14 protein-coding genes are annotated in these 13,805 nt (G+C 71.2%); all 14 read left to right on the top strand.

What is annotated here, in order from left to right; genetic code table 11:
- Positions 1-143 precede the first annotated feature (143 nt).
- The 14 genes from NITAL_RS16095 to NITAL_RS16160 all read left to right on the top strand — a co-directional run bounded on the left by NITAL_RS16095 (position 144) and on the right by NITAL_RS16160 (position 13,761).
- Positions 144-917 carry a S1 family peptidase gene (locus NITAL_RS16095; RefSeq protein ID WP_083441655.1) on the top strand — a complete coding sequence of 258 codons (774 nt, stop codon included), beginning with the start codon at positions 144-146 and terminating at the stop codon, positions 915-917.
- A 138-nt stretch (positions 918-1,055) separates the two neighbouring features.
- Positions 1,056-1,742, top strand: coding sequence for a flagellar brake protein (locus NITAL_RS16100; RefSeq protein ID WP_052667246.1), 687 nt, complete (start codon positions 1,056-1,058; stop codon positions 1,740-1,742).
- 659 nt (positions 1,743-2,401) lie between these two features.
- A complete protein-coding gene (locus tag NITAL_RS16105) occupies positions 2,402-3,208 on the top strand; it encodes a helix-turn-helix transcriptional regulator (RefSeq protein WP_052667247.1) in 807 nt (268 codons plus the stop codon).
- Positions 3,205-4,674, top strand: a complete 1,470-nt coding sequence (sufB, locus tag NITAL_RS16110; RefSeq protein WP_052667248.1) for a Fe-S cluster assembly protein SufB — start codon at positions 3,205-3,207, stop codon at positions 4,672-4,674. The genes NITAL_RS16105 and sufB overlap by 4 nt, the downstream gene beginning before the upstream one ends.
- Entirely contained in the window at positions 4,671-6,050 is a 1,380-nt protein-coding gene (gene sufD, locus NITAL_RS16115) for a Fe-S cluster assembly protein SufD (protein WP_052667249.1), read from the top strand. The genes sufB and sufD overlap by 4 nt, the downstream gene beginning before the upstream one ends.
- Positions 6,051-6,052: 2 nt before the next feature.
- Positions 6,053-6,394: a non-heme iron oxygenase ferredoxin subunit gene (locus NITAL_RS16120; protein ID WP_052667250.1), complete on the top strand. Its 342-nt coding sequence runs from the start codon at positions 6,053-6,055 to the stop codon at positions 6,392-6,394.
- A gap of 66 nt (positions 6,395-6,460) precedes the next feature.
- Positions 6,461-7,210, top strand: coding sequence for a Fe-S cluster assembly ATPase SufC (gene sufC / locus NITAL_RS16125; protein WP_052667251.1), 750 nt, complete (start codon positions 6,461-6,463; stop codon positions 7,208-7,210).
- Between the two features lie 112 nt (positions 7,211-7,322).
- Positions 7,323-8,558 (top strand): aminotransferase class V-fold PLP-dependent enzyme, encoded by a 1,236-nt coding sequence (locus NITAL_RS16130; RefSeq protein ID WP_052667252.1) that lies wholly within the window; start codon positions 7,323-7,325, stop codon positions 8,556-8,558.
- 52 nt (positions 8,559-8,610) lie between these two features.
- A complete protein-coding gene (gene sufU / locus NITAL_RS16135) occupies positions 8,611-9,075 on the top strand; it encodes a Fe-S cluster assembly sulfur transfer protein SufU (RefSeq protein WP_052667253.1) in 465 nt (154 codons plus the stop codon).
- 34 nt (positions 9,076-9,109) lie between these two features.
- Complete coding sequence (locus NITAL_RS16140; RefSeq protein WP_052667254.1) at positions 9,110-9,619, top strand: metal-sulfur cluster assembly factor; 510 nt, start codon at positions 9,110-9,112, stop codon at positions 9,617-9,619.
- Between the two features lie 386 nt (positions 9,620-10,005).
- The gene (locus NITAL_RS16145) at positions 10,006-11,214 is read left to right on the top strand and encodes a sulfotransferase family protein (protein WP_245617743.1); all 1,209 of its coding nucleotides are present in this window, start codon (positions 10,006-10,008) and stop codon (positions 11,212-11,214) included.
- Entirely contained in the window at positions 11,211-12,299 is a 1,089-nt protein-coding gene (locus NITAL_RS16150) for a hypothetical protein (protein WP_052667255.1), read from the top strand. The genes NITAL_RS16145 and NITAL_RS16150 overlap by 4 nt, the downstream gene beginning before the upstream one ends.
- Positions 12,296-12,982 (top strand): acetoacetate decarboxylase family protein, encoded by a 687-nt coding sequence (locus tag NITAL_RS16155; protein ID WP_052667256.1) that lies wholly within the window; start codon positions 12,296-12,298, stop codon positions 12,980-12,982. Before NITAL_RS16150 ends, NITAL_RS16155 begins: the two co-directional genes overlap by 4 nt.
- 17 nt (positions 12,983-12,999) lie before the next feature.
- Positions 13,000-13,761: an SDR family NAD(P)-dependent oxidoreductase gene (locus NITAL_RS16160; RefSeq protein ID WP_211262456.1), complete on the top strand. Its 762-nt coding sequence runs from the start codon at positions 13,000-13,002 to the stop codon at positions 13,759-13,761.
- The last annotated feature ends 44 nt before the right edge of the window (positions 13,762-13,805 follow it).

Raw genomic sequence — 13,805 nt, forward strand, 5'->3', positions numbered from 1 at the left:
CGCGACCGGCCCACCGGCGCACCCCCACAGGTGTTGACAGCCCGTGTGACCGGGAGAAGACTGGATGGCGCGTTGGACGAGCAGGGGGGCAGTCGATGCGAGGGAAGCGGCGACAGAGGCGCACCGCCATCGCGGCTGTCGGCATGGCTTTCGTGCTGCTCGTCGCCACGCCGGCGCTGGCCATCACGTGGGGGCAGTTCGACGGTGACGGCCATCCGAACGTCGGTGCGATGGTGGTCGACGTCCCGGAGACCGGTTGGTGGCACGTCTGTTCAGGGACGCTGATCGAGGACGATGTCTTCCTGACGGCCGCCCATTGCACGCAGTTCGCGGAGGCTCAGGAACTGCAGGTCGGCGTCAGCTTCGATCCCGTGTTCGATCCGGAGACGTCCGCGATCATCCGTGGCACCACGCACACCCACCCGGACTTCGGCTTCAGCGGTCCGGGTGGCACGTCCGACGCCCACGACATCGCCGTGATCGTGTTGGACGAGCCGGCAGCGGGTATCTCTCCGGCGTCGCTGCCGACAGCCGGTCTCCTCGATCAACTCAACGTCGGCAACGGGCTCAAGGACCAGCTGTTCACGGTCGTCGGCTACGGCGTCCAAGAGCCCGAGTTCGGCGAGGGGCCCCCGGTCCATCCCTACACGGGCGAGCGGCGCGTGGCGGTCTCGCGGTTCCTGGCGCTGCTCCCGAGCTGGCTGCAACTGTCCCAGGTCGACGCCAGGGATGATGGAGGCAGCTGCTTCGGGGACTCCGGCGGTCCGACGTTCCTCGGCGCCGGGGCGCAGGAGACCGACATCGTGGTCTCCATCACCTCCTGGGGTGACAGCATGTGCGTCGCGACCGGGACCACCTATCGCGTGGACACCGAGTCCGCCCGGGCGTTCCTCGCCCAGTTCGTCACGCTGCCCTGACCGGCGCGCCGGGCTGAGACGATCCGCCCGGCCCGTCACCATCTGGGTGCCGGCGTCGGTCGCGGGCGGGAACCGCTCGTGTCGGAGGGGTTCCGGCCGACACCATCGGCAACGCCGGGTACCGGGGGAGGAGGACACGTGGGCCGCCGAGGGCACCGCCGTGCGCAGCCGCGGCCGCGGCCTCCCGCCGATCTGCCGCGCGTCGGTGCGGTGGTCGAAGCAGGCGTCGTCGACCGCGCGCGCACCTGGCTCACCCGCGTCGAGGCGGTCCACGGCTCCCGCCTGGTCGTCGTCGCGCCGACCGAGCCACGTGGCGACGTCGTGGAGCTCGCCGTCGGCGGGCGGGTGGTGGTCAGTTGGCCGACCGAGCTCGGCCTGGTGGTCGCCGAGGGGCACCTGGTCGGCACCGAGGTCGACGTGGTGACCTCGTGGGTCCTCGACGTCCAACGCACCGCACGTGAGCAGCGTCGGACCGCGTTCCGCCTGCCGATCGCCCTCACGGCGGCGCTGCGGCCCATCGGCGGTCCGAGCGTCCCGACCGAGGCCGTCACCGACGATCTCAGCGAGACCGGGGTCTCGTGCACCGTGGTCCTGCGCGACGCACCCGAGATGGGGACCACCGTGGAGGTCACCGTCGCCGTCCCCGACGACGAACCGTTGGTCGCCCACGCGCACGTGGTCCGCGCCGAACCGCTGCCACCCACCGAGGGTGAACCGCGCCAGGTCCGGCTCGGCCTCGCGCTCGTCGACGACGACCCCGACCGTCGTGAACGTCTCCGCCGGTTCGTGCTCGACGAGCAGATCCGCCGCCGCGGCCAGCGCTGATCCGCACGGTCGCGCTCGACGCGCCCGACGGGGCCGTCGTGCGGGGGAGGTAGGGAGCCCCGGGAGACGCTTCGAGGTCTCTTCCGTTGTGCCGATCGGGCCACCCGACCGGTCCGCTTCGTCCCGGGGCTCGGCCACCTGCCGGCGGGCTCGACGCCCTCCTCACGGGCGGAGCCGGCTCGCGCGTCCGGTGGTGGCACGCACCCGCTCGTGTTCGCGCCATTCGGCGGCGAGGCACGTCCTGGCGGTGACGCGCCCGACGCTCGGCGGACCACCCATCCGAGCGCACAGCTGCGTCTCGGCGGGAGCCCGAGGGGACGGGCCGCGCCCCGCGCGAGGGCGCGGGTGCACCATCACTTGTACGCCCACCTGACGCGGACGTCGACGGTCTGTCCGGTGGGTGGCCGGTGCCGTGCGGAGGTGCCGACGCCGCGGCCGGTGCCGCTGCACAGGCGCAGCGCTGCCGGGCACCTCCCCGGCCGCTCGCCGAGGTGAGGGCGCCCTTCGTTGCGGGGTGCGGTGGCCGCTCCGTACTATCGCAACATCGCGGTTGAGGAAGTCCTCGCGCGCCTCCCGCGTTCCCCCCACACGTGGCCGTGACGGACCCCTGTACGACCGACCCTGGCCACCAACCACCGATCGCGACCCGAGGGTGACCCGTGACCACGAGCACCACCGACACCGAGGCAGGGACGGCCACGACGGCCGCCGCTCGCTCGCTGGTGTCGTTGCTCGGTGAGTCGCGCGCCGCGATCGTCCACCACCTGCGCAGCGAGGGTGACGCCTCCGTGGCCGAGTTGGCCGCCCACCTCGGCATCTCCGAGGTCGCCACCCGCCGCCACCTCGGCGTCCTCGAGGACGAGGGTCTGGTCGACGCGCGTACGGTCAACCAGGGCCGCGGCCGCCCGGCGGCGCGCTACCAGCTCACGGCGGACGCCCGCCGGCTGTTCCCGGCGGCCTACGACCAGCTCGCCGCCGAGGCGCTCGACTTCCTCGGCCAGACCCAGGGGCGCGACGGCATCCGCGCGTTCCTGCGCTGGCGGCTCGAGCGGCAGGTCGGCGAACTCGGGGACGCGATCACCGCCGACGACCTCGAGGACCGGCTCGGCCAGCTCGCCGACGCGCTGTCGGCCGCCGGGTTCTCCGCGTCGATCACCAGCGACGGTGACAGCTTCACCCTCACCCAGGACCACTGCGCCATCGAGAACGTCGCCCGCGACCACCCGGAGGTGTGCGCCTTCGAGGCCGCAACCTTCGCCAAGGTCCTCGGCCGCGACGTCCAGCTGCGACGCCGCACCACCGTCACCGGCGGCGCCGATGCCTGCGTGTGCTGCGTGACCCCCCGCACCACCGACCGTGACGCCGACGGCGTCGCCGTCATCCCCGATGAGCTTCCCGTGTCCGGCAGCCTCCTGCCGGTCGTGGGTCCGAACGTCAGCGACCACCTCCGAGAGGACGCACCGTGAGTCAGACCGAGATCGGGCTCCCCACCCCGACCGATCCCGAGACCAGCGACGCGCGCCAGAACCAGGCCAAGCTCGCCAAGGACCTCGAGGACTACAAGTTCGGGTGGTCCGACACCTCCGACGACTACGCCTACACCTCCGAGCGGGGTCTGACGCGTGAGGCCGTCGAGGCCATCAGCGACCGCAAGAACGAGCCCACCTGGATGCGTGACCTGCGGCTGCGCGCCTACGACGCCTACCGCCGGCGCCCGATGCCGAACTGGGGCTCGGACCTGTCCGGTATCGACTTCGACAACATCTACTACTACGTCGAGGCGTCCGAGAAGCAGGCCACCACCTGGGACGAGCTGCCGCCGGAGATCCTCGAGACCTACGAGAAGCTCGGCATCCCCCAGGCCGAGCGCGAGCGCCTCGTGGCCGGTGTCGCCGCCCAGTACGAGTCGACCGTCCTGTACCACAAGGTCCGTGAGGACCTCGAGGAGCAGGGCGTGATCTTCCTCGACACCGACACCGCGCTGCACGAGCACGAGGAGCTGTTCCGCAAGCACTTCGCGACCATCATCCCGCCCAACGACAACAAGTTCGCGGCGCTGAACACCGCCGTGTGGTCCGGCGGCTCGTTCATCTACATCCCCGAGGGCGTGAAGGTCGACATCCCGCTCCAGGCCTACTTCCGCATCAACAAGCAGAACATGGGCCAGTTCGAGCGCACCCTGATCATCGCCGCCCCCGGCAGCTACGTGCACTACGTCGAGGGCTGCACCGCGCCGATCTACAGCTCGGACTCGCTGCACTCGGCCGTGGTCGAGATCGTCGTGCAGGAGGGCGCCCGCGTCCGCTACACGACCATCCAGAACTGGTCGACCAACGTCTACAACCTCGTGACCAAGCGCGCCGTCGCCGAGAAGAACGCCACCATGGAGTGGATCGACGGCAACATCGGCTCCAAGGTCACCATGAAGTACCCCGCGGTGTGGCTGACCGGCGAGGGCGCCAAGGGCGAGGTCCTGTCGGTGGCGTACGCCAACGACGGCCAGCACCAGGACGCCGGCGCCAAGATGGTCCACGCCGCGCCGTACACCACCTCCAACATCCTGTCGAAGTCGATCTCCAAGGGCACCGGTCGCACCAGCTACCGGGGCCTGGTCTCGATCAACGAGGGCGCCCACCACGCGCGGTCGGCCGTCAAGTGCGACGCGCTGATGCTCGACGACACCTCGCGGACCGACACCTACCCGTACATGGAGATCGAGCAGGACGACGCCACCATCGAGCACGAGGCGACCGTCTCCAAGCTGTCGGACGACCAGCTGTTCTACATGCAGTCGCGTGGCATCGATGAGGACGAGGCCACCGCGATGATCGTGCGTGGCTTCATCGAGCCGATCGCGCGCGAGCTGCCGATGGAGTACTCCGTCGAGCTCAACCGTCTGATCGCGCTGGAGATGGAAGGCGCCATCGGATGACCGACGCCACGACACAGGCCCGTCTCGACGGGCTCGACGAGGATGCCGTCAGGTCCCTCGCCGGTGACGAGCCGAGCTGGCTCGTCGACCGGCGGCTGGCGGCCACCAAGCGCTACACCGACCAGGCGTGGCCCGACTCGCGCGCCGACGAGTTCTGGCGTTCGACCCCGTTCTCGCGCCGCATCGACGTCGACCTCCCGGTCGCCCTCGGCAGCGACGCGCAGGCACCGGCGTCGCTCGTCTCCTCGCTCGAGATCGAGACCGTCGAGGCCACCATCGTCGACGGGCGTCTGACCGACGTGGTCGTGCCCGCGGCCCTCGCCGACCAGGGCGTGGTCGTCGTCGACCTCGCCGAGGCTGCCTTGTCCCACGAGGCACTCGTCCGTCAGCACCTCGGCTCGTTGACCACCTCGGTGGACGGCGGGACCGGTTCGGACGAGGACCGCACCATCACCGTCAGCGACGCCGCCTGGACCGGTGGGGTGTTCATCCACGTGCCGGCCGAGGTCGAGGTCGCCGCCCCGATCGGCGTCCACGTCCACGTCAGCCAGCCGGGCGCCCACCTGCCGCGGGTGCTCGCCGTCCTCGGTCACCACGCGCGCGCCACCATCTACCTCGAGCACACGTCGGTGGCGGACGTCACCGCCCTCGTCGACGAGGTCGCCGAGTTCATCGTCCAGGACAGCGCCGCGCTCGACGTGGTCAGCCTGCAGGAGTGGGGCGGTCCCGTCCGTCACCTCGGCCTGCAGAAGGCCGCGGCGCACCGCGACGCGTCGGTCCGCACCCTGTCGGTGACCGTCGGCGGACAGACCGTGCGGCTGCGGCCCGAGGTCGACCTGGTCGGTCCGGGCGCGTCCACGCGCCCGCTCGGGCTGTACTTCGCCGGTGCCGGTCAGTGGTTCGACCTGCAGCCCTACGTGCGCCACCTCGCCCCGCACGCCACCTCGGACGTGCTGTTCAAGGGTGCGCTCCAGGGCAAGGCCCGCACCGTGTTCCGCGGCAACATCTTCGTGCACAAGGACGCGGTCGGCACCGCCACCGACGAGACCAACCGGTCGCTGATCCTCTCGCCGGGCGGGCGCGCCGACTCGACCCCGTTCCTCGAGATCGAGTGCGCGGACATCACCGCGGGCCACGGTTCGGCGACCGGCCAGATCGACGCTCGTCACCTGTTCTACCTCGAGTCCCGCGGCATCCAGCGCGAGCAGGCGCTGCGCCTGATCGTGCAGGGCTTCTTCCGCGAGATCCTCGCCGAGGTCGACCTGCCCGGCGTCGAGGACCGCGCCATGTCCCACATCGAGGCCGAGATCGCCACCGTCGATGTCGCGGCGCTCGCCGTCAACGACGCGGCCCTCCACGACGAAGCGACCCGTTGACGATGGGGACCCGTGTGGCCTCGCTCGCCGGCCTGCCCGACCTCACCCCGACCCGGGTGGACGTCGACGGTGTGCCGGTCTGCCTCGTGCGCCTCGGCGACGACGTGCGCGCCGTCCACGACGTCTGCTCCCACCAGGAGTGGTCGTTGTCGGAGGGCGGCCAGGTCTTCGATCACGAGGTCGAGTGCTCCCTGCACGGCTCGACGTTCTCGCTCGATGACGGGCGACCCTCCTCGCTGCCCGCGATGAGGCCCGTCCCGACCTACGCCGTGACGCTCGACGGTGACGACGTGCTCGTCGACGTCAGCGTCGCCCTCAACGGCGCGACCGCACCGGATTTCTAGACCGACCTGCTCCCTCCCGCAGCAGCCCGCTGGGCGCCGGGACCGAACCGACGAAGAGACGAACAGATGGCTGACCTCGAGATCCGCGACCTGACGGTCGAGGTGGACGACAACGAGATCCTCAAGGGGGTCACGATCGACCTCGACCAGGGCAGGACCATCGCCCTGATGGGGCCGAACGGCTCGGGCAAGTCCACGCTCGCCTACGCGATCGCGGGCCACCCCGCCTACACCGTCACCGGTGGGACGATGACCTGGAAGGGCACCGACCTCACCGACCTCACCCCCGACGAACGCGCCCGCCTCGGGGTGTTCCTCGCCATGCAGTACCCGGTCGAGGTCCCCGGCGTGTCGCTGACCAACTTCCTGCGCACGGCGCTCAACGCCGTGTCGGAGGAGGACGTCCCGATCCGCGAGTTCATGCAGCGCCTCAAGTCCGAGATGGCCGAACTCGGTGTCGACGAGTCGTTCCTGCAGCGCTCGGTCAACGAGGGCTTCTCCGGCGGCGAGAAGAAGCGGTTCGAGATCCTCCAGGCGGCGCTGCTGCGTCCGCAGTTGGCCGTCCTCGACGAGACCGACTCCGGCCTCGACGTCGACGCGCTCAAGACGGTCTCCGAGGGTGTCAACCGCCTCCAGGGCCCCGACCTCGGCGTCCTGATCATCACCCACTACACCCGCATCCTGCGCTACATCCGCCCCGACGAGGTCCACGTGATGTTCGCCGGCCGGATCGTCGCGTCGGGCGGCCCCGAGCTCGCCGACGAGCTCGAAGCCAAGGGCTACGAGGGCTACGACCAGGTCAGCGCCAACGCGTGACGGCTGCCCCCCGGGGTCACCTTCCCCCTGTTGACCAGAGCGTGACCGCGGCGGGACGGGCACGCTGCCGGCACGGCGCAACCGGCCAGCACCCCACCAGACAGGAACGGCGATGACGCTCGACGTGCAGACGATCCGGAAGGACTTCCCGGTCCTGTCCCGTGAGCTGCACGGCAACCGTCTGGTCTACCTCGACTCCGCAGCGTCGTCGCAGACCCCGCAGCCCGTGCTCGACGCGATGGACCGCTACTACCGCTGGTCCCGGTCGAACGTGCACCGTGGTGTCTACGCCCTCGCCGAGGAGGCCACCGACCTCTACGAGGGCGGCCGGACCGCGCTGGCGGACCTGGTCGACGCCGACCGGCGCGGGGTCGTGCTCACCAAGAACGCCACCGAGGCGTGCAACCTCGTGGCCTACTCGTGGGTGCGGCGCAACCTCCGTGAGGGCGACGCCCTGCTGACCACCGGCATGGAGCACCACGCCAACCTCGTGCCGTTCCTGCACGCATCCAAGGACCTCGGCTTCGAGGTCCGCCAGATCCCCATCACCGAGGACGGCCAGCTCGACCTGGACGCGGCCCGTGACCTCGTCGCGGACGGCAAGGTGCGCTTCGCCGGGGTCGTGCACGTCTCCAACGTGCTCGGGACCATCAACGACGTCGCCGCGGTGGCCGCCATCGTCCGCGAGGCGAACCCCGACTGCATCGTCCACGTCGACGGCGCCCAGGCCGTCCCGCAGATGCCCGTCAGCTTCCGCGACCTCGGCGTCGACTTCTACGTCGTGACCGGCCACAAGATGTGCGGCCCGACGGGCATCGGTGCCCTCATCGCCCGGCCCGAGCTGCTCGAGTCCATGGATCCGTTCCTCACCGGCGGCGAGATGATCCGCGAGGTCTCCTTCGAGGAGGTGACCTGGAACGAGGTGCCCCACAAGTTCGAGGCCGGTACCCCGATGATCGCCGAGGCCGCCGGCCTCGCCGCTGCCATCGGGTACCTCCGCTCGCTCGGCCTCGGCGCCGTCCGAGCCCACGAGCGACAGTTGACCGCCACCTTCCTCGAGGGCCTCCGCAGCCTGGACGGTGTCAGCGTCCACGGTCCCGCCGAAGCGGCGCTCCGGGGCGGCGCGATCTCGTTCACCGTCGATGGCGTCCACCCACACGACATCGGCGCGATGCTCGACCAGCACGGGGTGTGCGTCCGCGTCGGCCACCACTGCGCCAAGCCCCTGATGCGTACCCTCGGGGTGAACGCCACCGTCCGGGCCAGCCTCTACCTGTACAACGGTGAGGACGACCTGCAGCCGCTGCTCGACGGCCTCACCGCCGCCCGGAAGTTCTTCGCCCGCTGAGGCGTTCCCCTCGCCCCACCCCGCGACCGCCGCCTGAACGAGAGACCCGCCTGTGAGCCTCGAGGACCTGTACCAGGAGATCATCCTCGACCACTACCGCGCGCCCAAGAACCGTGCGCCGTCGCTCGAGGACGAGGACGTCCACGTCCACCACTCCAACCCGCTGTGCGGCGACGAGATGGACCTGCGCCTGCGGGTCGCGGACGGCAAGGTCGACGGGCTGGTCTTCGACGGCGAAGGCTGTTCGATCAGCCAGGCGTCGGCGTCCGCCATGACGCAGGCCGTCAAGGGCCGCGAGTTGAAGGACGCGCTCGACCTCGCCGAGGACTTCCGCCTGATGATGCACGGCGACGAGCCCGGCCGGCCCGACGACCTCCAGGACGGCATCGTCTTCCAAGGCGTGGCCAAGTTCCCTGTCCGCGTCAAGTGCGCCCTCCTCGGGTGGATGGCCGTCCGCGACGCCATCGAGACCTACGAACGTGGCGCCACCGAGAGCGCCGTCACCTACGACGATTAGCGCCCCGAACCCGAGACGACGACTGAGGCCCACCATGTCCGATCAGACCGACACCACCACGCGCGAACCGGTCGACCGCGACGCCCTCGGGCTCGACGACCTGCCCGAGGCCGACACCGAGTCTGGTGCGCCCGAGGCCGAGGCGACGACCGGTGCGCCCGACGCCGATGAGACCCCCGCCCCCTCGTCGAACCACCCCTTCGCCGACCTCCCCCTGGAGGAGGACGGCATGCCCGCCTCCCAGGACCTGATGAACGGCCTACGGGCCGTCGTCGACCCCGAGATCGGCTACAACATCGTCGACCTCGGCCTCGTCTACGAGGTCACCAAGCCCGAACGCGGCTACGCCCACGTGCGCATGACGCTGACCTCCATGGGCTGTCCGCTGACCGAGGTCATCCACCAGCAGTGCTCCGTCATCCTCGGCGCCATGCCCGGCGTCGACCGCGTCGAGGTCGAGTTCACCTTCACCCCGCCGTGGGACACCTCCATGATCGCGGACTACGTCCGCGAGGAGATGCGGGCGATGGGTATGAACGTCTGATCTCGCTGCGTCTTCGCGGTCTCGCCGCCGGGGGCGTCCGGATCGTCGGGGGCGCCACTCGCGGCCGGCGCGACGACCCTTCGGTTCGTCGTCGCGCCGTGCCGCTCCAGTTGCCCCCGCCGCCCGCCCGCTCCCGGCTCCCGCTCTCTCGTGACGCGGCTCGCTGCCGGGTGGTTGGCTCGTCGTCGCACCGTGCGGCTCCAGTTGCCCCCGTCGTCGGCCCCGAGTTCGGCTCTCTCGGCGCGTTCCCGATGCCGCCGGTTGCCGCCGCCCCCCGCCCTCGCTCTGAGCCCTCTCGCCGGACGGGTGGGGAGGGGGTCGACCTTGGGGCACCTCCCGTGGTAGAACGTGTTCCACTTCGGGATGAGGTGTGGGCGTTGGCGACGGTGTTGGCGCAGGGTCGGGCGTTGCGGGTGTTCAACGGCGTGGGTGGGGTGGTGTCGCGCCTCGGGTGGGGGCCCGGGCTCGACGAGGCGGAGCTCATCGCGGCGGCGCGGCGTCGCACCGGGCTGTCCGACCTCGGCGACGAAGGGTTCCGCGAGGGGCTCGGGGTCCTGCTGGCGTCGCTCGAGGGTGAAGCGCAACTGACCACGCTCGGGCGGCTCGCCGCGCGAACGCGGATCGTCGGGCTGCTCGAGACGCGGCTGCGCCTGGTGGACCACCAGCGGTGCCACCCCGAGGTGGCCGACGAGCGGGTCGAACGCCCGTTGTTCGTCCTCGGGTTGCCTCGGACCGGGACGACCGTGCTGTACGGGATGCTCGCCGCCGACCCGTCGATGCGATCCCCGGCCACCTGGGAGGTCAGCCGGCCGTTCCCTCCGCCCGCCGCGGACGACCCCGACCGCATCGCCGCCATGGACAGGGACCTGGCGCGGTTCCGTCGGATCGCGCCCGGGATCGACCACATCCACCCGCTCGGCGCGCGCCTGCCCCAGGAGTGCCTCGCGTTGCAGGCGCCGCAGTTCGCCTCCTACGAGTTCGTCACGGCCTTCCCGGTGCCGTCGTACTGGACCTGGCTGCGTCAGGCCGACCTCGTCCCGGCCTATCGCTTCGAGCGCCAGTTCCTGCAGTACCTGCAGTCCGCCCGGCGCGGGCGGCACTGGATCCTGAAGACCCCCGGCCACCTGATGTGGCTGGATGCGCTCCTCGAGGTCTTCCCCGACGCGATGCTGGTCCAGACCCACCGCGACCCCAGCGAGGTGCTCGCGTCGGTCTCGAGCCTGATGTGCGCGATGCGCAGCTCAGTGAGCGGCGCGGTCGACCCCCACCAGGTCGGGCGCGAACAGCTCGACGCGTGGGTGTGGGGGCTGGAACGAACGATGCAGGTCCGCGACCGGTTGCCCGACGACCGGGTCGTCGACGTCCGTTACGAGGACACCGTCCGCGACCCGGTCGGCACCACGCGCCACATCTACGACCGGCTCGGCCTCGAGGTGACACCTGCGGTCGAGGAGGGCGTGCGCGCCTACCTGACCGACAACCCCCGCGACAAGCACGGCAGCCACCGCTACACCCTCGACGAGTTCGGTCTCGACGCCGACGAGGTCGACGCCGCCTTCGCCGGCTACCGGGGACGGTTCATGGTGGACGCGTGAAGGCCTGGGACGGGCTGCTCGAACGGCTCGCCGAGGCGGCCGAGGTCGTCGACGGACCGCTCGGTGCCCGAGACGGACGGGAACGGGCCGAGGGGCACCGCCACCTGCTGCGCATCCTGTCGATCGCGACCGAGATGCTCGTGGAGAAGGGCGACCCGGAACGTCCCGCGTTCACGCGCTGGATGAGCGCCCACCGCAAGATGTACGGCGACAACCCGGGCACGGTCTACGACGCGGCGGTGATCGACGGCAGCCGCACGTACGTCATCCGTGGCCGACGCGGCACCTGCGCCTACCTCGGGGTCTGCCTGTACGGCACCGACGAGAGCGGTGCCAAGCGCATCGCGGCCAACATCGACGACGACGAGATGGCGGTGCGGCCGGACGGCACGTTCGAGCTGTGGCTGCGGCCCGGCGGCGGCGACCTCCCCCTCGATCCGGATGTCACCGAGGTCATGGTCCGCCAGTACGTCGTCGACCCGGCCACCGAGTTGCCCGCCACCTACACCATCGAGCAGGTGCCGGACCCCGGTCCGCCACCGCCGCTGGACGAGGAGGTGCTCGCGGCACGCCTCGACCGGCTCGGTGCCTACGTGCGCGACACCGTCGAGGCCGAGGTGACGCTCAGCGCCCTGTCGGCCTCCATGGCGACCTCCGTCTTCCGCGCCGACCAGGGACCCGGCCCGGAGCTGGACGAGTCGGCGTGGCAGGCCGTCCTCCGAGTCATGCCGACACCGGCCATCTCCTACACCGGTCAGTGGTTCGACCGGCTGGAGGACGACGAGGCCATCGTGGTCGAGGGGGTGGTCCCCGCCTGCCGCTACTGGTCCATCTCGCTGCTCAGCCGGTTCATGGAGAGCGGTGACTGGGTGCACCACCCGGTCGCCCTGTCCGGGCGTGACATCGGCGGCGTCCCCGGCGACCCGTTCCGGGTCACCGTTGCCCACCTCGACCCCGGGGTCCGCCCCTGGCTGGCGACCACCGGGCTGACCAGCGGCAACCTCGCCTGTCGTGCCCTGAAGGTCGACGGCGAGTTCGACCTGACCTTCACCCGGATCCCACTGACCGACCTGGAGCGACCGTGACCACCTACCGGATCGACGACCGCACCGTGACGATGCCCGTCGAGGTGCGCGATGCCAGCGCCGCCACGGTGCTGTTCGAGGTCGACGCGACCGCCGGCCAGGAGTTGCTGCCCGCCACCTTCGAGGTCGCCGAGACCTCACCCGGCCGGACCAACCTCGCGATCGCCCTCGTCGACTACCGCGACAACGACCTCGGCGCCTACCTCGAGGTCGGCATCATCCTCTTCGTCCAGCCGACCGGCGGCGGCGAGGTCGGCAACTTCATCGTCCACCTGCCCGTCGACCAGCCGTTCACCTGCGAGGCCGGGCGTCGGATCTGGGGGTTCCCCAAGACCCTCCAGACGATCGACCGCACCGACGGGGCGGGCACCACCACCTGGACGCTGACGATGGACGGCGAACACGTCCTGACCCTCACCGCACCTCGCGGCGGCGACGCCGAGGCGCCCCGGCTGCCGATGACGTCCTACACGCTGATCGACGGTGCGCCCCACGCCACGGCCTTCACCCAGTGGGGGACCGGATCGGGGGTGGTCGCCGGCGGCGCCGGGGTGCACCTGGAGCTCGGTTCACACCCGGTCGCGAAGGAACTGGCGTCCCTCGGGCTACCGACCGGCGCGGCGCTGTCGACGTGGACCGAGCACATGCAGGCGACCTTCGAGACGCCCCGGCCGCTGGCGTGAAGCTGGCCGGACGGCGCGTGCTGCTGACCGGTGCCTCGCGCGGCATCGGTGCGGCGCTGGCGGAGGCGTTCGCGGCCCGTGGGGCGGAGCTGGCGCTGGTCGCCCGCCCGTCCCCACAGCTCGACGCGGTCGCGGAACGGACCGGTGGCACCGCTCACCCGTGCGACCTGACCGACCTCGCGGCGCTCCCAGGACTGGTCGAGCGCGTCGGTCCGGTCGACGTGTTGGTCAACAACGCCGGCGTGTCGGGGGTCGGCTGGTTCGTGGACCGCACCCTGGCCGAGATCGAGCAGGTCGTGACCCTGAACCTGCGGGCGCCCGTGCACCTGTGCCGGCTGGTCCTGCCCGGCATGCTCGCCCGCGGGCGAGGGCAGATCGTCAACCTGTCGTCGATGGCCGCGGTGTTCGCCCCGCCGGGCCTCGTCACCTACGGGGCGTCGAAGGCCGGCCTGTCCCACTTCACCGCCGGGCTGCGGGCCGACCTGCGCGACGACCCCATCACCTTCACGACCGTCACCCTGGCGTCCGTGGCCACGGACATGGACGACGAGGCGCGCCGCTACGGGCCGCTCCGGGTGCTGGCCGAGGACAGCGGCGGGCGCGACGTCACGCCGATGGAGGACCTGGTCGCGGCGACCGTGGACGCCATCGAGCGCGACCGGCCGGAGGTCCGCGTGCCCAAGGTGATGGCCCCGTTGGCCGTCCTGACCAACGCGCCACGCAAGGTCGGCCGGCTGGTGTTCCGACGCGCACCCGCCAAGGAGCTGCGTGTGCCGTGACCGGCGCTGCGGCGAGGGTGCCCGGTGCAGGCACCCCCGCCGCT

Origin of the sequence: Nitriliruptor alkaliphilus DSM 45188, assembly GCF_000969705.1 — a bacterium.
Lineage (GTDB): Bacteria > Actinomycetota > Nitriliruptoria > Nitriliruptorales > Nitriliruptoraceae > Nitriliruptor > Nitriliruptor alkaliphilus.

Excerpts from the sequence above, each read along its gene's own strand:
- NITAL_RS16095 (WP_083441655.1), top strand. The coding sequence starts at position 144 with ATGGCTTTCGTGCTGCTCGTCGCCACGCCGGCGCTGGCCATCACGTGG.
- sufD (WP_052667249.1), top strand. The coding sequence starts at position 4,671 with ATGACCGACGCCACGACACAGGCCCGTCTCGACGGGCTCGACGAGGAT.
- NITAL_RS16120 (WP_052667250.1), top strand. The coding sequence starts at position 6,053 with ATGGGGACCCGTGTGGCCTCGCTCGCCGGCCTGCCCGACCTCACCCCG.
- sufC (WP_052667251.1), top strand. The coding sequence starts at position 6,461 with ATGGCTGACCTCGAGATCCGCGACCTGACGGTCGAGGTGGACGACAAC.
- NITAL_RS16130 (WP_052667252.1), top strand. The coding sequence starts at position 7,323 with ATGACGCTCGACGTGCAGACGATCCGGAAGGACTTCCCGGTCCTGTCC.
- NITAL_RS16140 (WP_052667254.1), top strand. The coding sequence starts at position 9,110 with ATGTCCGATCAGACCGACACCACCACGCGCGAACCGGTCGACCGCGAC.